This is a genomic window from Klebsiella sp. 141153 (assembly GCF_032601995.1).
GTDB lineage: Bacteria > Pseudomonadota > Gammaproteobacteria > Enterobacterales > Enterobacteriaceae > Klebsiella > Klebsiella aerogenes.
Genome location: NZ_JAQIRJ010000006.1, coordinates 162460 through 180842, shown reverse-complemented (window position 1 = coordinate 180842; position 18383 = coordinate 162460). Strand labels below are relative to the sequence as shown.

At 55.7% G+C, this 18383-nt stretch carries 19 protein-coding genes; 8 read left to right on the top strand and 11 right to left on the bottom strand.

What is annotated here, in order from left to right; all coding sequences use genetic code 11:
- Positions 1–6: 6 nt before the first annotated feature.
- Complete coding sequence (gene znuA / locus PGS10_RS14000) at positions 7–951, bottom strand: zinc ABC transporter substrate-binding protein ZnuA (RefSeq protein WP_045390494.1); 945 nt, start codon at positions 949–951, stop codon at positions 7–9.
- 78 nt (positions 952–1029) lie between these two features.
- On the opposite strand from znuA, the gene znuC reads away from it, so the two are divergent.
- Both znuC and znuB read left to right on the top strand, forming a co-directional pair.
- The gene (znuC, locus tag PGS10_RS13995; protein WP_015705955.1) at positions 1030–1782 is read left to right on the top strand and encodes a zinc ABC transporter ATP-binding protein ZnuC; all 753 of its coding nucleotides are present in this window, start codon (positions 1030–1032) and stop codon (positions 1780–1782) included.
- Positions 1782–2567: a zinc ABC transporter permease subunit ZnuB gene (znuB, locus tag PGS10_RS13990; protein ID WP_045390315.1), complete on the top strand. Its 786-nt coding sequence runs from the start codon at positions 1782–1784 to the stop codon at positions 2565–2567. Before znuC ends, znuB begins: the two co-directional genes overlap by 1 nt.
- A gap of 39 nt (positions 2568–2606) precedes the next feature.
- On the opposite strand, the gene ruvB is transcribed toward znuB, so the two are convergent.
- From ruvB to aspS, 6 genes are all read right to left on the bottom strand, one after another.
- The gene (gene ruvB, locus PGS10_RS13985) at positions 2607–3617 is read right to left on the bottom strand and encodes a Holliday junction branch migration DNA helicase RuvB (RefSeq protein WP_015365990.1); all 1011 of its coding nucleotides are present in this window, start codon (positions 3615–3617) and stop codon (positions 2607–2609) included.
- An 8-nt stretch (positions 3618–3625) separates the two neighbouring features.
- Positions 3626–4237 (bottom strand): Holliday junction branch migration protein RuvA, encoded by a 612-nt coding sequence (gene ruvA, locus PGS10_RS13980; protein ID WP_015365989.1) that lies wholly within the window; start codon positions 4235–4237, stop codon positions 3626–3628.
- Between the two features lie 81 nt (positions 4238–4318).
- Complete coding sequence (gene ruvC, locus PGS10_RS13975; protein WP_015365988.1) at positions 4319–4840, bottom strand: crossover junction endodeoxyribonuclease RuvC; 522 nt, start codon at positions 4838–4840, stop codon at positions 4319–4321.
- Positions 4841–4885: 45 nt separating this feature from the next.
- On the bottom strand, positions 4886–5626 hold the full coding sequence (locus PGS10_RS13970) for a YebC/PmpR family DNA-binding transcriptional regulator (RefSeq protein WP_015365987.1): 741 nt from the start codon (positions 5624–5626) through the stop codon (positions 4886–4888).
- Between the two features lie 49 nt (positions 5627–5675).
- Positions 5676–6119 carry a dihydroneopterin triphosphate diphosphatase gene (gene nudB / locus PGS10_RS13965; RefSeq protein ID WP_015365986.1) on the bottom strand — a complete coding sequence of 148 codons (444 nt, stop codon included), beginning with the start codon at positions 6117–6119 and terminating at the stop codon, positions 5676–5678.
- A 1-nt stretch (position 6120) separates the two neighbouring features.
- The gene (aspS, locus tag PGS10_RS13960; RefSeq protein WP_047045571.1) at positions 6121–7908 is read right to left on the bottom strand and encodes an aspartate--tRNA ligase; all 1788 of its coding nucleotides are present in this window, start codon (positions 7906–7908) and stop codon (positions 6121–6123) included.
- A gap of 266 nt (positions 7909–8174) precedes the next feature.
- Between aspS and PGS10_RS13955 the strand changes: the two genes are divergently transcribed.
- From PGS10_RS13955 to cmoB, 5 genes are read left to right on the top strand one after another with little or no spacing between them, the layout of a single operon-like run.
- Positions 8175–8741, top strand: a complete 567-nt coding sequence (locus tag PGS10_RS13955) for a hydrolase (protein WP_047045567.1) — start codon at positions 8175–8177, stop codon at positions 8739–8741.
- Positions 8738–9556 (top strand): DUF72 domain-containing protein, encoded by an 819-nt coding sequence (locus PGS10_RS13950; RefSeq protein WP_316423107.1) that lies wholly within the window; start codon positions 8738–8740, stop codon positions 9554–9556. The genes PGS10_RS13955 and PGS10_RS13950 overlap by 4 nt, the downstream gene beginning before the upstream one ends.
- A 53-nt stretch (positions 9557–9609) precedes the next feature.
- Positions 9610–10005, top strand: a complete 396-nt coding sequence (locus PGS10_RS13945) for an MAPEG family protein (protein ID WP_015365982.1) — start codon at positions 9610–9612, stop codon at positions 10003–10005.
- Positions 10006–10044: 39 nt separating this feature from the next.
- Complete coding sequence (cmoA, locus tag PGS10_RS13940; RefSeq protein ID WP_015365981.1) at positions 10045–10788, top strand: carboxy-S-adenosyl-L-methionine synthase CmoA; 744 nt, start codon at positions 10045–10047, stop codon at positions 10786–10788.
- The gene (gene cmoB, locus PGS10_RS13935) at positions 10785–11801 is read left to right on the top strand and encodes a tRNA 5-methoxyuridine(34)/uridine 5-oxyacetic acid(34) synthase CmoB (RefSeq protein WP_045390306.1); all 1017 of its coding nucleotides are present in this window, start codon (positions 10785–10787) and stop codon (positions 11799–11801) included. The genes cmoA and cmoB overlap by 4 nt, the downstream gene beginning before the upstream one ends.
- A 128-nt stretch (positions 11802–11929) precedes the next feature.
- On the opposite strand, the gene cutC is transcribed toward cmoB, so the two are convergent.
- Both cutC and PGS10_RS13925 read right to left on the bottom strand, forming a co-directional pair.
- The gene (cutC, locus tag PGS10_RS13930; protein WP_316423106.1) at positions 11930–12670 is read right to left on the bottom strand and encodes a copper homeostasis protein CutC; all 741 of its coding nucleotides are present in this window, start codon (positions 12668–12670) and stop codon (positions 11930–11932) included.
- A 79-nt stretch (positions 12671–12749) separates the two neighbouring features.
- Positions 12750–13319, bottom strand: coding sequence for a VOC family protein (locus tag PGS10_RS13925; protein WP_047045558.1), 570 nt, complete (start codon positions 13317–13319; stop codon positions 12750–12752).
- A gap of 229 nt (positions 13320–13548) precedes the next feature.
- On the opposite strand from PGS10_RS13925, the gene argS reads away from it, so the two are divergent.
- Positions 13549–15282, top strand: a complete 1734-nt coding sequence (argS, locus tag PGS10_RS13920) for an arginine--tRNA ligase (RefSeq protein WP_113373564.1) — start codon at positions 13549–13551, stop codon at positions 15280–15282.
- An 80-nt stretch (positions 15283–15362) separates the two neighbouring features.
- Here the strand turns inward: argS and PGS10_RS13915 are convergent, their stop codons facing one another.
- Both PGS10_RS13915 and PGS10_RS13910 read right to left on the bottom strand, forming a co-directional pair.
- Complete coding sequence (locus tag PGS10_RS13915) at positions 15363–16502, bottom strand: glycoside hydrolase family 88/105 protein (RefSeq protein WP_047045553.1); 1140 nt, start codon at positions 16500–16502, stop codon at positions 15363–15365.
- A 4-nt stretch (positions 16503–16506) separates the two neighbouring features.
- Positions 16507–18090 (bottom strand): MFS transporter, encoded by a 1584-nt coding sequence (locus tag PGS10_RS13910; RefSeq protein WP_045390297.1) that lies wholly within the window; start codon positions 18088–18090, stop codon positions 16507–16509.
- Between the last annotated feature and the right edge of the window lie 293 nt (positions 18091–18383).

Genomic DNA, 18383 nt, shown 5'->3' with positions numbered 1-18383 from the left:
TCCTCGTTAATCTCCTTTCAGGCAGCTTGAATACTGATGCCCCAACTGGCTCAGGAACTGCGGGTAACTGTCTTTACCCAGCTTAATTCCGATTCCAAGTGGATCCAGGGTTCCCATGCGCACGGAGGTCCCCCTGGCAACAGCTTCGATAACCGCTGGCCTGAATTGTGGCTCAGCAAAAACGCAAGTCGCTTTCTGCTCAACCAACTGTGTTCTTATTTCGTGTAAACGCTGCGCACCAGGCTGGATTTCAGGGTTGACGGTAAAATGCCCCAACGAGGTCAAACCGTAATGTTTTTCGTAGTAGCCATAGGCATCATGAAAAACGAAATACCCCTTACCTTTCACCGGCGCCAGCTCGTTACTCACCTGTTTGTCGGTTGCGGCTAATTTTGCCTCAAATTCCTTCAGGTTGGCGTCAAGTTTGGCTCGACTCTGCGGCATAAGTTCCAATAATTTATCGTGGATTGCAACCGCTGAGAGCCGCGCTATCTCTGGGGATAGCCACAGATGCATATTGTAAATGCCGTGATGGTGATCGCCGTCACTTTTTTCGCCATTAGCATGTTCGTGACCATGTTCGTCATCGTCATCATCCGTCCCTTTCATGAGCAACGGTTTCACCCCATCCAACTGGGCGATGGTGACCTTTTTCTGCTCCGCAATGCTTTGCGTTGACTTGTCCATAAAGGCTTCCATTTCTGGACCAATCCATACGACTAAGTCTGCGTTCTGTAAGCGTTTTACATCCGATGGACGCAGGGAATAATCATGCTCGGAAGCACCATCAGGCAGTAAAACCTGGGTATCCGTCACGCCATCGGCGATGGCGGAAGCGATAAAGCCAAGGGGTTTCATGGAAGCGACAACGGCTGCATGAGCAACCGGGGCATGAGCGAACAAAAAAGCGGCGCTAAGTCCAGCGCAAAGAAGCGTATTTTTATGTAACATAATGCGACTAATCATCGTAATGAGCGAAAGTGATGTGATATTATAACATTCAATCGCTAGTGCAACCCCTAATTTGACATGACGAATCTTGTAACGCTGGAAAAAGTCGCGGTCGTCTACGGCCAGCGGCGCGTGTTGTCTGACATTTCGCTAACGCTAAAACCAGGCAAAATTTTAACGCTTCTTGGCCCAAACGGCGCCGGGAAATCGACGCTGGTGCGCGTGGTACTCGGACTGGTGACGCCGACCGAAGGTGCTATCCAGCGCGAGAAAAATCTGCGTATCGGCTATGTGCCGCAAAAACTGCATCTTGATGCTACCATGCCGCTGACGGTCAGCCGCTTTATGCGCCTGCGTCCCGGTACCCGCAAGCAGGATATTATGCCGGCGCTGCAGCGTGTGCAGGCCGGGCATCTAATCGATGCGCCAATGCAAAAGCTCTCCGGTGGCGAAACCCAGCGCGTTTTGCTGGCGCGCGCCCTGCTGAATCAACCACAACTTCTGGTGCTGGATGAACCGACCCAGGGCGTCGACGTCAATGGTCAGGTGGCATTGTATGATTTAATTAATCAACTGCGTCAGGAGCTGAACTGCGCGGTCTTAATGGTTTCCCACGATCTCCACCTGGTGATGGCCAAAACCGATGAAGTGCTGTGCCTGAATCAGCATATTTGCTGCTCCGGAACTCCGGAAGTGGTCTCGATGCATCCGGAGTTTATCTCCATGTTCGGCCCGCGCGGCGCGGAACAGCTGGGCATTTATCGTCACCAACATAATCACCGCCACGACCTGCAGGGGCGGATTGTACTGCGTCGAGGAAATGGCCGCTGATGATTGAATTACTGTTACCCGGCTGGTTAGCCGGCATGATGCTCGCCTGCGCGGCAGGCCCCCTGGGTTCGTTCGTGGTCTGGCGGAGAATGTCCTACTTTGGCGATACGCTGGCGCATGCTTCGCTGCTTGGGGTGGCGTTTGGTCTGTTGCTCAACGTTAATCCGTTTTATGCGGTTATCGTGGTCACGCTGCTGCTGGCAGGCGGGCTGGTATGGCTGGAAAAACGCCCGCACCTGGCGGTCGATACCCTGCTCGGCATCATGGCGCACAGCGCGCTGTCGCTCGGCCTGGTGGTGGTGAGCCTGATGTCGAACGTGCGCGTCGACCTGATGGCCTATCTGTTTGGCGATCTGTTAGCCGTCACCCCGCAGGATTTAATCTCCATTGCGTTAGGCGTGGTGGTAGTGGTCGCGATATTGCTCTGGCAGTGGCGCAACCTGCTGGCGATGACCATCAGCCCTGATTTAGCGTTTGTTGATGGGGTGAAGTTGCAGCGGGTTAAGCTGCTGCTGATGCTGGTGACGGCATTGACTATCGGCGTGGCAATGAAGTTCGTCGGCGCGCTGATCATCACTTCGTTGTTGATAATCCCGGCAGCTACCGCCCGCCGTTTTGCCCGCACGCCGGAACAGATGGCCGCGGTGGCCGTTGGCGTGGGTATGCTGGCGGTAACCGGAGGATTAACCTTCTCGGCATTCTACGATACCCCAGCCGGGCCTTCGGTTGTGCTCTGCGCGGCCGCGCTGTTTGTTCTGAGTATGACGAAGAAAGCGGCGAGTTGATTGAGAGACTACCCGGTAGCGGAAAGCTACCGGGTTTTATCAGGGCATTTCCGGCGGGGTAATACCGAAGTGATTCCAGGCGCGCACCGTCGCCATTCGGCCACGCGGCGTGCGCTGCAGGAACCCCTGCTGAATTAAGTACGGCTCCAGCACGTCTTCAATGGTTTCCCGCTCCTCGCCGATAGCCGCCGCGAGGTTATCGAGGCCGACCGGACCACCAAAGAATTTATCGATCACTGCCAATAGCAGCTTGCGATCCATATAGTCAAACCCTTCGGCATCCACGTTGAGCATATCCAGCGCCTGAGCGGCGATCTCAGCGGAAATAGTGCCATCGTGACGCACTTCGGCGAAGTCGCGTACCCGGCGCAGCAGACGGTTGGCGATACGCGGTGTACCGCGCGCGCGACGGGCCACTTCCAGCGCCCCTTCCTCGCTCATCTCCAAACCCATATGACGGGCGCTGCGGCCTACGATATGCTGCAGGTCCGGCACCTGATAAAACTCGAGGCGCTGCACGATACCAAAGCGGTCGCGCAGCGGCGAAGTCAATGAACCGGCGCGGGTAGTCGCGCCAATCAGGGTGAACGGCGGCAGGTCGATTTTAATCGAGCGTGCGGCCGGGCCTTCGCCAATCATGATATCCAGCTGATAATCTTCCATTGCCGGATACAGTACCTCTTCCACTACCGGCGAAAGGCGGTGGATCTCATCAATAAACAGAACATCATGCGGCTCAAGGTTGGTCAGCATTGCCGCCAGGTCGCCGGCCTTTTCCAGCACCGGACCGGAGGTGGTACGCAGATTCACGCCCATTTCGTTGGCGACGATATTAGCAAGCGTGGTTTTCCCCAACCCTGGTGGGCCAAAAATCAGCAGGTGATCGAGCGCATCGCCGCGCAGTTTCGCCGCCTGGATAAAGATCTCCATCTGCGAACGCACCTGCGGCTGGCCGACATATTCTGCCAGTAATTTGGGGCGGATAGCGCGGTCAGCGGCCTCTTCAAAGCCAATGCTGTCGCCTGATACCAGCCGATCTGCTTCAATCATCCCTTACCTCACAACGCCGCGCGCAGCGCTTCGCGGATTAGCGTTTCACTGTTGGCGTCCGGGCGAGCGATTTTGCTCACCATTCGGCTGGCCTCTTGTGGTTTATAGCCCAGCGCCACCAGCGCGGCAACCGCTTCTTGCTCCGCATCGTCGGCAGTTGGGCCGGCAGGCGTGGTCAGCACCAGATCGGCGGCCGGAGTAAACAGGTCGCCATGCAGGCCTTTAAAGCGATCTTTCATCTCGACAATTAAACGTTCGGCGGTTTTCTTGCCGATACCAGGCAGTTTCACCAGCGAGGCAACTTCTTCACGCTCAACGGCGTTCACAAACTGCTGCGCCGACATGCCGGAAAGGATAGCCAGCGCCAGCTTCGGCCCGACGCCGTTGGTTTTGATAAGCTCTTTAAACAGCGTGCGTTCCTGCTTGTTGTTAAAGCCGTACAGCAGCTGCGCGTCTTCACGCACTACAAAATGGGTGAAGACGATGGCTTCCTGCCCGGCTTCCGGTAGCTCGTAGAAGCAGGTCATCGGCATATGGACTTCATAACCTACGCCCCCGGTTTCCAGTAATACCAGCGGGGGTTGCTTTTCGAGAATGATGCCTCTGAGTCTGCCTATCACGTAGCGCTCCTGAATAAAGGGCCGAAAGTCTAATGCGTTATCATAAAAAAAGGCTGGATGAATATCCAGCCTGATTTGTGATTATCGTAACCGCCCTCGCGCCAGATTGAGCCGGGTCTCGCTAATCTGAGCCAGGTTCTGACTGAGGTGGCAATGGGTGATGGCGATGGCCAGCGCATCCGCCGCATCCGCCTGCGGATTTGCAGGAAGTTTCAGCAAGGTACGCACCATATGCTGTACCTGGCTCTTTTCCGCGCTACCGATGCCGACGACGGTTTGCTTAACCTGGCGGGCGGCGTACTCAAAGACCGGCAGGTCCTGGTTCGTCGCCGCGACAATCGCCACCCCGCGCGCCTGCCCAAGCTTCAACGCCGAATCGGCATTTTTCGCCATAAAGACCTGCTCGATAGCGAAATAGTCGGGCTGGAACTGGGTAATAATTTCGGTGACGCCGGCGTATATCAGCTTCAGCCGCGACGGCAGATCGTCTACTTTGGTGCGGATACATCCGCTGCCAAGGTAGCTCAACTGCCGCCCGACCTGGCGAATCACGCCATAACCGGTCACGCGTGACCCCGGGTCAATGCCGAGAATAATGGCCATCACGCGCCTCCAGTAATAACTCACCCGCAATACCGGCTACCGGCATCACAGCGTTGCGGCAACCTCATCAGAGATTTCGCCGTTATGATACACTTCCTGCACGTCGTCGCAGTCTTCCAGCATATCAATAAGACGCAGCAGCTTCGGCGCGGTTTCCGCATCCATATCCGCTTTAGTCGACGGGATCATTGAGACTTCAGCAGCATCGGCTTTCAGGCCAGCGGCTTCCAGCGCATCACGCACCGCGCCCATCTCTTCCCAGGCGGTGTAAACGTCAATGGCGCCGTCGTCATAGGTAACGACGTCTTCAGCACCCGCTTCCAGCGCGGCTTCCATGATGGTGTCTTCGTCGCCTTTCTCGAAGGAGATCACGCCTTTTTTGCTAAACAGATAGGCCACGGAGCCGTCGGTTCCGAGGTTACCACCGGTTTTGGTAAAGGCGTGGCGTACTTCGGCGACGGTACGGTTACGGTTGTCGCTCAGACATTCAACCATTACCGCAGTGCCGCCCGGGCCGTAACCTTCATAAATGATGGTTTCCATGTTCGCGTCTTCATCACCGCCGACGCCGCGCGCGATGGCGCGGTTCAAGGTGTCGCGAGTCATGTTATTGGACAACGCTTTATCTACCGCCGCGCGCAGACGCGGGTTGGATGCCGGATCGCCGCCGCCCAGACGCGCAGCGGTGACCAGCTCGCGGATGATTTTAGTAAAGATCTTACCGCGCTTGGCATCTTGCGCCGCTTTGCGGTGTTTGGTGTTGGCCCATTTACTATGACCTGCCATAAAAAACTCTCCAAAAAAGCCGTCTTCCCGCGACAAACGCCGCGGGAAGTTATCCGGCGTTAATTACAAATTCTTCAATCGCCTGCCGGTTGCTCCACGATTTGGTTAGCGCGGCGGCATCCGACGCGCTAACCCAGCGGTAATCCAGATGTTCAGTGAAAACAATCTGGCGCTCATGGGGCAGCGCAAGACGGAACCAGAATTCCGTATTGCGCTCGACGCCCGGCGCATAGCGATGACGTAAGTGAGAAAATATCTCGAACTCCACCGTACGCTGACAGTCAATTAAGGCCAGTTGCTCGCGAGCAACGTCAATGGCGACCTCTTCCTTTACTTCGCGCGCGGCGGCCTGCAACGCGGTTTCCCCCTCTTCCAGGCTGCCGGTAACCGACTGCCAGAAAGCGGGATCGTCGCGTCGCTGCAACATCAGCACCCGCTTCGTATCTTCGGCGTAAATCACCACCAGAACGGAGACGGGCAGCTTGAATGACATCTTAGTTGTTCTCCGGAGACTCTTTTGCCTCTTTCGCCACAACCTGAATCCCCAGTTCGCCTAACGCGGCAGGATTCGCGAAGCTCGGCGCTTCGGTCATCAGGCACGCGGCAGCCGTCGTTTTCGGGAAGGCGATAACGTCACGGATGTTATCGGTACCGGTCAGCAGCATGGTCAGGCGATCGAGGCCAAATGCCAGGCCGGCATGCGGCGGCGTACCGTACTTCAGCGCATCCAGCAGGAAGCCGAATTTTTCACGCTGTTCTTGTTCATTAATGCCCAGAATGCCAAATACGGTTTGCTGCATTTCACCGCTGTGAATACGCACCGAACCACCGCCGACTTCATAGCCGTTGATGACCATATCGTAGGCGTTAGCCACAGCATCTTCCGGAGCGGCTTTCAGCTCGGAGGCGGTCATATCTTTCGGCGAGGTGAACGGGTGGTGCATCGCGGTCAGGCCGCCTTCGCCGTCGTCTTCGAACATCGGGAAGTCGATAACCCACAGCGGCGCCCATTTGGTCTCGTCGGTGAGATTCAGGTCTTTGCCCAGCTTCAGACGCAGCGCGCCGAGGGCATCGGCAACCACTTTCTTGTTGTCAGCGCCGAAGAAGATCATGTCGCCGTCCTGCGCGCCCGTGCGATCAAGAATAGCTTCGACGATTTCGGCGTTGAGGAATTTCGCCACCGGGCTATTGATGCCTTCAAGGCCCTTCGCACGCTCGGTCACTTTAATATAGGCCAACCCTTTCGCACCGTAGATCTGTACGAATTTGCCGTATTCATCAATCTGTTTACGGGTCAGCGCCGCGCCGCCCGGCACGCGTAAGGCAGCAACGCGGCCTTTGGCGTCGTTAGCCGGGCCGGAGAAGACGGCGAATTCGACCGCTTTCACCAGATCGGCTACGTCTACCAGTTCCATCGGGTTACGCAGGTCCGGTTTATCGGAACCGTAACGACGCTCCGCTTCGGCAAAGGTCATCACCGGGAATTGACCGAGGTCTACGCCCTTCACGTCCTGCCACAGCTTACGAACCAGATCTTCCATCACTTCACGCACCTGCGGCGCGGTCATGAACGAGGTTTCAACATCAATCTGAGTAAATTCAGGCTGACGGTCGGCACGCAGGTCTTCGTCGCGGAAGCATTTGACTATCTGATAGTAACGATCGAAACCGGACATCATCAGTAGCTGTTTGAACAGCTGCGGAGATTGCGGCAGCGCGTAGAATTTACCTTTATGTACGCGCGACGGCACGAGGTAGTCACGCGCGCCTTCCGGTGTGGCTTTAGTCAGCATCGGGGTTTCGATATCAAGGAACCCGTGATCGTCCATGAAGCGGCGCACGAAGCTGGTGATTTTGGCGCGGGTTTTCAGGCGCTGAGCCATTTCCGGACGACGCAGGTCCAGATAGCGGTATTTCAGGCGCGCTTCTTCGGTGTTGACGTGGTTGGAGTCCAGCGGCAGCGCTTCCGCGCGGTTGATGATGGTCAGGTCAGACGCCAGCACTTCGATTTCGCCGGTGGCCATCTCGCGGTTGACGTTACGCTCTTCACGCGCGCGCACGGTACCGGTGATTTGGATGCAGAACTCATTACGCAGTTCGGAAGCCAGTTTTAATGCATCCGCACGATCCGGATCGAAAAACACCTGCACGATGCCTTCACGGTCGCGCATATCGATGAAGATAAGGCTACCGAGATCACGACGACGGTTGACCCAACCACACAGGGTCACTTGCTGCCCCACGTGGGACTGACGTAGCTGTCCGCAATATTCTGTACGCATGAGATATCCCTTAACTTAGCCGCAGGCGGATGTTGCCTGCCATGCAGGCGACGAGGTCGCAGCTTTGCTGAATGTCACTACTGAATGAAAAAAGGCGGCTATTATACTGGAAATTCTGTCTGACGATAAGCCCGACGCAGTTTGTACGCTGCTTTGCTGCGCGCTTATTGCTTGTGCTCACATAAATTAACAAAATTTGTTACCCTTGAGCCGAATTAGCAACGGTATTGTAGCGGCCTGACAAGAGAACAAGATACGGGGATACCATGTTAGAACTCAATGCGAAAAAAACCGCGCTGGTCGTTATTGACCTGCAAGAAGGCATTTTACCCTTTGCCGGCGGCCCGCATCGCGCCGACGAGGTGGTGACGCGCGCGGCAAAGCTGGCTGAAAAATGTCGTCAACAGGGTTCGCCCGTCATCATGGTTCGCGTCGGCTGGTCCGCCGATTTCGCTGAAGCGTTAAAACAGCCGGTAGATGCCCAGGCTGGCGCCGCGAAGCTGCCTGAAAACTGGTGGGTCTATCCGCCGGCGCTTGGCAAGCAGGATAGCGATCTTGAAGTGACGAAACGTCAGTGGGGCGCGTTCTACGGTACCGATCTTGAACTGCAACTTCGCCGCCGCGGTATCGACACCATTATCCTTTGCGGTATCTCCACGAATATCGGCGTGGAATCCACCGCTCGCAATGCCTGGGAACTCGGTTTCAATCTGGTCATCGCCGAGGATGCGTGCAGCGCTGCCTCCGCCGATCAGCATCAGGGCAGTATGACGCATATCTTCCCGCGCATCGCCCGCGTGCGCAGTACTGAGGACATTCTCGCCGCCTTATGATTTATATCGGGCTCCCGCAATGGTCGCACCCTAAATGGGTGCGCCTTGGCATCACCGGCCTTGAAGAGTATGCCCGCCATTTTAACTGCGTGGAGGGTAATACCACCCTGTATGCCTTACCAAAGGCCGAGATAGTCGATCGCTGGTATCAACAAACTCACGATGATTTTCGGTTCTGTTTCAAATTCCCGGCCACGATTTCGCATCAGGCGGCACTGCGCGACTGCGACGATTTAAGCCACGAATTTTTTACTCGTCTGGCGCCGCTGGAATCGCGCATCGGCCAGTACTGGTTGCAGTTGCCCGCCACCTTCGGGCCACGAGACCTCCCTGCCCTGTGGCATTTTCTCGATACGCTACCGAAAAACTTCACCTACGGCGTTGAAGTTCGCCATCCCGAGTTTTTCGCCAAAAGCGATGCCGAACAGCAGCTTAATCGCGGGCTACACCAGCGCAACGCCAATCGAGTTATCCTCGATAGCCGCCCGGTGCATAGCGCCGTCGCGCGTAATCCGGCGATGATCGACGCGCAGAAAAAGAAACCCAAAGTCCCGGTTCACGCGGTCATGACCGCGGAGCAGCCGATGGTGCGCTTTATCGGCAGCGATGATATGGCGCAGAATCGCGAATTGTTTCGCGTCTGGCTACAGACGCTGCCAAAATGGCATCAGTCGGCCACGCCGTGGCTGTTTTTGCATACCCCGGATATCGCCCAGGCGCCTGAACTGGTAGATACCTTATGGGAAGACCTACGCGCGGTGCTGCCGCAAGTCGGCGCCGCACCGTCAATTCAGCAGCAATCCTCGCTTTTCTGATATCCTGCTATGATAGTCGGAGCCACCTGACATAATTAAAGGGAGTTTTGGGTATGGTCAGCGCGCTGTATGCGGTTTTGGGTGCGTTATTGTTAATCAAGTTTTCCTTTGACGTGGTACGTCTGCGCATGCAGTATCGCGTCGGCTATGGCGACGGCGGTTTTAGCGAACTACAGGTCGCCATTCGCGTTCATGGCAATGCCGTGGAATACGTCCCCATTGGGCTTATCTTGCTGCTGTTTATGGAAATGAACGGCGCGCTAACCTGGATGGTGCACGTTTGCGGTATTTTGCTGATTGCCGGGCGCCTGATGCACTCGTACGGTTTCCATCATCGCCTGTTCCGCTGGCGGCGTTCCGGAATGAGCGCCACCTGGTGCTCGCTGTTGCTGATGGTGCTGGCTAACCTGTGGTATATGCCCTGGGAGTTGGTTTTCTCCCTGCGTTAGCGCACAATACGCCGTTTTCGTTTTTTCGGGTTTAACGTTATGTCTCACCGCGATACGCTTTTTTCCGCGCCGATTGCCAGTCTCGGCGACTGGACCTTTGATGAACGGGTAGCCGAAGTCTTCCCGGATATGATCCAGCGCTCTGTTCCTGGTTACTCCAATATTATTTCGATGATCGGCATGCTGGCTGAGCGTTTTGTTCAGCCAAACACTCAGGTTTACGATCTTGGCTGTTCGCTCGGCGCCGCGACGCTTTCCGTACGCCGCAATATTGCGCATCCGGGGTGCAAAATTATCGCCATTGATAACTCCCCGGCGATGGTGGAACGTTGCCGTCGCCATATCGATGCCTATAAAGCGCCAACGCCGGTTGAGGTTATTGAGGGCGATATTCGCCATATCGCCATTGAAAATGCCTCGATGGTCGTGCTGAACTTCACTATTCAGTTCCTCGAACCGAGCGAACGTCAGGCGATCCTTGATAAAGTCTATCAAGGGCTCAATCCGGGCGGCGCACTGGTGCTTTCCGAAAAATTCAGCTTTGAAGATGCCAACGTCGGCGAACTGCTGTTCAACATGCACCATGACTTCAAGCGCGCCAATGGCTATAGCGAACTGGAAATCAGCCAGAAACGCAGCATGCTGGAAAACGTCATGCTGACCGATTCGGTTGAAACCCATAAAGCGCGCCTTCGTCAGGCCGGATTTGAACATGCCGAACTGTGGTTCCAGTGCTTTAATTTTGGTTCGTTGGTGGCGGTTAAATCCGAGGAACGGGCATGATCGACTTCAGTAATTTTTATCAGTTGATCGCGAAAGGGCCGCTCTCCCACTGGCTGGAAACCCTGCCCGCTCAGGTCGCTGCCTGGCAACGCGAAGCGCTGCACGGTAAGTTTCGCGAATGGGAACGCGCCGTTGAGTTTCTGCCCGAGCTGGCGCCCTGGCGTCTCGATCTATTGCATAGCGTCACGGCGGAAAGCGAAACGCCACTCAGCGAAGGCCACCAGCTGCGAATTGAAAATCTGCTGCGAAACCTGATGCCGTGGCGTAAAGGCCCTTATTCGCTGTATGGCATTAATATCGATACCGAATGGCGTTCCGACCTGAAATGGGAACGCGTGCTGCCGCATCTTTCCGATCTCACCGGTCGTACTATTCTTGATGTCGGCTGCGGCAGTGGTTATCACATGTGGCGAATGATTGGCGCCGGCGCGCATCTGGCGGTCGGTATCGATCCAACCCAGCTGTTCTTATGCCAGTTTGAAGCGGTACGCAAACTCATCGGCAACGATCAGCGCGCGCACCTACTGCCGCTAGGCATCGAACAACTGCCGGCGCTGGAAGCTTTTGATACCGTCTTTTCGATGGGAGTGCTGTATCACCGCCGTTCCCCGCTGGATCATCTGTGGCAGCTCAAAGATCAGTTAGCCCCCGGCGGCGAACTGGTACTGGAGACGCTGGTCGTTGAAGGTGATGAGAACACCGTGCTGGTGCCAGGCGACCGCTACGCGCAAATGCGTAACGTTTATTTCATTCCTTCCGCCGCCGCGCTAAAACAGTGGCTGGAGAAGTGCGGATTCATCGATGTGCGCATTGTTGATACCTGCGTCACCACCAGCGAAGAGCAGCGCCGCACCGAATGGATGACGACGGAATCACTCGCCGACTTCCTCGACCCGCATGACAGCAGCAAAACGCTGGAAGGTTACCCCGCGCCGCTGCGCGCGGTGATCGTCGCCACTAAACCAGAGACGCAACAGTCGCTGGCCAAAAAAGCGGCCGCGGCCAGAGCGTAATTCACCTCAGCCGACCACTGGCCCTCGTGGGATAAAAAAAGGCCCCTGTTGAAATTGCAGGGGCCTGGTACGGGCAATCATCATATTGGGCGACATGATGTGCAGCAAAAAACGGTTAGCTTCGCGGGCTAATCCCGCGCGGCAGAAATAATCTGTTTCATTTCCGCCACCGCTTCGCCGTTAACGGCATAGCGGCAATATTCATCGGCATCTGCGTCGGTGGACATCGATAACCCCGGATTACGAAAGCGCATCGGCGATGGCAACCACTGCCCCGCTGAGCTATGCACCTCTTTGAGGCCTGCCTGCAGAAACTTTTGCAGATTGGCAGCCCGCACTCCCGCTCCGGCCATAATGATTGGAGTATCGCCCAGCGCAATTAGTTCCATAATTTTTGCAAGACCTTGTTCCGCCGTTGGCCGTTGACCGGAAGTGAGGATGCGAGCAACGCCAAGTTCAGCAAGCGAATGCCAGGCCTGACGCGGGTCGGCGCACATATCAAAGGCCCTATGGAAGGTCACCGCCAGCGGACCCGCCGCCGCCTTAATTTTTCGCATACGGGGGATATCCACCTGGCCGTCAGCATCGAGTACGCCAATCACCAGACCAGCAAAACCCAGATCTCTGACCGTCGCCACATCATCCAGCATGGCGGCAAATTCACCCTCGGTGTAACAAAAATCGCCGCCGCGCGGACGGATAATCGGATGAACCGGAATCGAGATATTGTCTCGCACCGAACGCAGCACGCCCAACGACGGCGTTAACCCGCCCTCCTGCGGCGCGGCGCAAAGTTCAATGCGATCGGCGCCGCAGCGCTGCGCCTCAAGCGCGCATTCCATGCTATAGCAGCAAACTTCCAGCAACATCGATTCCTTCTCCATTTTCATCACGGGCAGCACAGCATGTCACGATTTTTCCCCGCAGACGCCGCGCGGCTTCACACTGTTAAGTATCGGTTCGCTCGCTGGCGACGATTTGCTCGATCGACCAGGGATGGAATTTGATGGTCACTTTGCCGTCCGTGACCGCAAGCGTCGGGTTCGGCAAGCGTTCACGCTCCCCTTTCGGCGAGCTGGTTTTTACGAAAATTCCCGGCTGGCTGAGCCCGTCATCGGAAAGCAAGGCCAGCGCGCGAGCGTTGAGGGTTTCCGGCTCGCCCGGCAGAACGATTTCGATATGTTCCCAGCCTTCGTGCGGATAGCGTTTTTCCCCCGGCCATGGCAACTCCACAACCGTAAAGCGCCAGTGGGCGACACAAATAGGTTCGGCAAGCTTAAATAAGCAAATGGGGCGGCCATTAATGATATTTTCCGATAACAGCGCGCCGCAACGCTCCAGCCCCTGCCGCCAGCGTTCCGCCGTAGTATTTTGATGACAGCGCAGCGAGATATGGTCGGCGTCCAGCGGCGCAAGCTCCAACCCCAACCGTTCGGCCAGCGCTTGCAGCGCATCGCTAAAACGCGGTAAATCCGCCGAAATATCTTTCAGTTCATCAATTTGCTGCCAGTTCGCCATCTTGCGCCTCGGTCATTGCTAAAAAGGCTAATTTATCCTGTTTCGCCGCCCCGACCAACCGCCAATCCGCGCGCCTGAACAACGAATGGTTATTCATTAAGCGTGCCGCTTTACAACTTGCGCGCGGTGCTGACGGCTGGGCGCAAATGCAGTATACTCCCGCCTTAATTTGTCCATGTTCCGGCGCCGCCCCACAGGGGTTCTCGCGCCTTAAAAGTAAGGTATTCCGGTGAATATTCAGGCTCTTCTCTCAGAAAAAGTCAGCCAGGCCCTGATCGCGGCAGGCGCGCCTGCCGATTGCGAACCTCAGGTCCGCCAGTCAGCAAAAGTTCAGTTCGGCGACTATCAAGCCAATGGCGTGATGGCAGTGGCCAAAAAACTGGGCATGGCGCCGCGACAACTTGCAGAGCAGGTACTGTCTCATCTCGATCTGAACGGCATTGCCAATAAAGTCGAAATCGCCGGGCCGGGCTTTATCAATATTTTCCTCGATCCGGCCTTCCTGGCGGAAAACGTCAATCTCGCGCTGCAGTCCGAGCGCCTGGGCGTGGCGAAACCACAGCCGCAGACCATCGTTGTTGACTACTCCGCGCCGAACGTGGCGAAAGAGATGCATGTCGGCCATCTGCGTTCAACCATCATCGGCGATGCCTCGGTACGTACTCTGGAATTCCTCGGCCATCGCGTTATCCGCGCCAACCACGTCGGTGACTGGGGTACCCAGTTCGGGATGCTGATCGCTTATCTGGAAAAGCAGCAGCAGGAAAACGCCGGCGAAATGGCGCTGGCCGACCTCGAAGGTTTCTACCGCGAAGCGAAAAAGCACTATGACGAAGACGAAGCGTTCGCCGAGCGCGCGCGTAGCTACGTGGTTAAGCTGCAGGGCGGCGACGAGTACTTCCTGCAGATGTGGCGTAAACTGGTCGACATCACCATGTCGCAAAACCAGATCACCTACGATCGCCTGAATGTCACCCTGACTCGCGATGATGTGATGGGTGAAAGCCTGTACAATCCGATGCTGCCGGGGATCGTTGCCGATCTGAAAGCAAAAGGTATGGCCGTCGAGAGCGAAGGCGCGACCGTGGTCTTCCTTGATGAATACAAAAACAAAGAAGGCGAACCGATGGGCGTCATCATCCAGAAAAAGGATGGCGGCTACCTCTACACCACTACCGATATCGCCTGCGCAAAATACCGTTATGAAACGCTGCATGCCGACCGCGTGCTCTACTACATCGACTCTCGTCAGCATCAGCACCTGATGCAGGCATGGACCATTGTCCGTAAAGCCGGCTATGTGCCTGAATCCGTACCGCTGGAACACCACATGTTCGGCATGATGCTCGGGAAAGATGGTAAACCGTTTAAAACCCGCGCCGGCGGTACCGTCAAACTGGCCGATCTGCTGGACGAAGCGCTGGAGCGCGCACGCCGCCTGGTGGCCGAGAAGAACCCGGATATGCCTGCCGATGAGCTGGAAAAACTGGCCAATGCGGTGGGTATCGGCGCGGTGAAATATGCTGACCTGTCGAAAAACCGTACTACTGATTACATTTTCGACTGGGATAACATGCTGGCGTTCGAAGGTAATACCGCGCCTTACATGCAGTATGCCTATACCCGCGTGCTGTCGGTGTTCCGTAAAGCCGGTATCGACGAAAGCGCGCTGGCTGCCGCGCCGGTGGTTATTAGCGAAGATCGCGAAGCGCAGTTGGCTGCCCGCCTGCTGCAGTTCGAAGAAACGCTGGCCGTCGTCGCCCGTGAAGGTACTCCGCACGTAATGTGCGCCTACCTGTACGATCTGGCCGGTCTGTTCTCTGGTTTCTACGAACACTGCCCAATCCTCAGCGCCGAAAGCGAAGAGGCCCGTAATAGCCGCCTGAAACTGGCGCTGCTGACGGCGAAGACGCTGAAGCTGGGTCTTGATACTCTGGGCATTGAGACCGTAGAGCGGATGTAAAAAACAAACCCGGTGAAAGCCGGGTTTGTTTTATTAGTCGCCCCGGTACGCGCAACGCGGCCGGGGAATCTATGCCGCTATCAGAAATACTTGCGCAGATATTCCGTCAGACAAAGAATCGCCATCGCCTGGCCGTACGGCATCGACGTCAGCGGAATTTGCCGATAAAAATCAAGATCGGAACCCATCCCGGTACCAAACGAGGTTTGCAGCAGTTCCCCCTCTGGTGAAATATTTCGCACAATCCCGCGTATCGCCTTTTCGGCAACCTCGGTGTACTCCGCCCCGACATAACGCTTGCGTATCGCTTTCAGGATGCCGTAAGCAAAGCCCGCCGTCGCTGACGCTTCAAGGTAGGAATGCGGATCGTCGAGCAGGGTATGCCAGAGGCCGCTCTCATCCTGACAGTCAGCTAACGCGGCAATTTGCGCATTCAGTACCTGTAGCAGATAGCGGCGCACCGCACTCCCCTCTGGCAAATCCACCAGCTCAAGGAAGTCCGGGATAACGATGGTGAGCCAGCTGTTACCCCGCGCCCAGCGCGCACGCGCAAAGTTGTGCCGACCGTCGTAATTCCAGCCGTGGAACCACAGGCCAGTCTCTTTGTCCATCAGGTTCTGTACATGCAGCAAGAACTGATAGGTTGCTTCTTCAATGTAGTGCGGACGATTTAGTAATTTACCGATTTTGGCTAGCGGCAGCACCGTCATCATCAGCGTGTCATCCCACATCTGCTGATGGTTCTCTTCCGCCAGGGTAATGTGCTGCATGCCTCCCTGCTCGGTGCGCGGCATCTCATGCATCGCCCACTCGGCCCAGCTATCGAGCCACGGGAGATACTCCTGACGCCCGGTCTCTTCATAGCGATAAGCCAGCGTCAAAAACGGCGCCATGGTATTAACGTTTTTGGTGGTTGCCCCTTCGGCGAAGCGGTCGGCGAACCAGCCGTCAATGATATCGCGCATGGCGGTATCGCCGGTTTGTTGATAATACTGGTAGATGCCGTACAGCCCAACGCCGTGGGTCCATTCCCAACCGGCCCAACCTTTGGTATCGATGACTCGCCCGTCGTCCAGCCGCAGTAAAAATTGCCCGCTTTCATCCTTAATATTCACCAGGTTTTGCGTCACATTACGGATCAATGCCTGAAGCTCGCTGCGAGCGATAAAGCGCTCAGGCTGACGCAATAATGGGCTATGTTTGACCGGCCAAACTTTCATGTTCTTAACCTCTGGTATATGTCGAATTCAAAGCACCGCCCTGATTCAGCGCCGGGGCGGCAGGTTTATTGCGATTCAGGTAACCAATATTGTTATTGCCCCACAGGCATTCGTAAGGCATCCCCGCCAGCTGCTCAACCACCGCGCGGTTTTCCGCTGTCGCCCGCTCGGGCTGTGCGTAACCGACATCGCGCATCATTAGCGTCTCGGCGCGCAGCACGCTATGCGTATGCAGATTGAGTTTAAAGCGCAGGGAGACCAGGAAGCCGCAAGCCAGCACCACCAACGTACCGACGCTAAGGATCAACAGAATGGTATGACTCACACCTTCCGGCTGAATTTTTTGCCCGGAGACAAAGCCCGATAGTTGCATGATGATGCCAACCAGCATCACCGCCCCCGCCTGCGACGCTTTGCGGGTCAGCGTCATGATACCGGCGAAAATACCCTCCCGACGCTGGCCGGTAATGACTTCGTCGACGTCGGCAATATAGGTGTAGGTATTCCACGGCACGTAATTAATGCCGCCGCGCCCCAGGCCCGCGATAGCAGAAATGAGCAGCAATAATGAATAGACATCGCTCAGCCCCGCGTAATAAAGCACGGCATAAGAGAGTGAACTCAAACCGAACAGCACCACTACCATGCGGTATGAAGGCGCCGGGCCAAAGCGGATGCAGAGCGGGATCATGGCGATGACCGCGATAAACTGGAAGATAGCCATCGTGCCGAGTAAGTTAGAGGCGACGGAGGCATCCTGCATCAGCACAAAGACCACATAATAGGTAAACACCGCATTGAAAACGTCCTGCGCGATGTAACCGCCCAGATACATACCAAGATGCTGGCGGAAGATTTTAATGCGCAGCGTAGAGCTAAGCTCAATAAACAGCCGGTTAAGACTCTGCGCGAGGGTTAAATTGCGTTTTTCTTCTTCTGCGCGCAGCGCCGCTTCAGACCACGCTTCCCGAGGGCGCTCCCAGGTAAAAAACCAGACGAAGGTCAGCATCAGGGCGCACAGCACCGAAAAGACCAGGCTTGCATAAAAAAATGAGCTGGCGTTGTCTTTACCCAGTTGGGTGAGCAGAATCCCCGGTAAAAACGAGGCTAATATCGCCGACATCTGCGCCATGGAAATACGCGCGCCTGAAAATTTGGTCTTCTGTTTGAAATCATCGGTCATCTCCGGCACCAGCGTCTCGTAGGGCACCAGAATCATGGTATAGACAATATCAAACAGCAGATAAGTCGCGAGGTAATACCAGAACCCCATATCGCCTACCCACATCATTGAGTAGCTAAAGACACAGGGAATACCGAGCAAAATAAAAAATTTGCGTCTGCCGAATCGCTTACCCAGCCAGGTAGAGCCAAAGTTATCGGTTAAGAAGCCCATCAGGGGGCTAACGACCGCGTCGAGTACGCGCGCGGTGGCGAAAATGAGCGTCGCCTCAATGGGTGATAGCCCGCAGAAAGTGGTGTAAAAATAGAGTAGCCATGCTGCGGTAAGCGCGGTAGTTCCCGCGCCGAGAAAATCGCCGGAACCATAGGCGAGATAATTAGCCAAACCGATTTTTCGTGTTTTCATCGCCGTAAATCCTGTCTCTTTTTTATTAGATAACTTCGGCCTTACCAGGCTATACCGAAGTTTTGCGGATACATGGCTACAGTAAGATCATGAAAACCGGCTTACCTTTGCATTTTTGCCAGTACTAATCATTCAGTGGCAAAAAAACAAAGGGCCGGGCAACATGCGTCACCGATTTATAAAACAGCGTTTCTTTTAAAGCAAAAGAGAGAATCATTTTTGCGAGTCGGCTGCCAGAATCTGATATCACACGGCCGGAGAAAGGCGTTTTTAACCGCGCGAATACCCCTTGT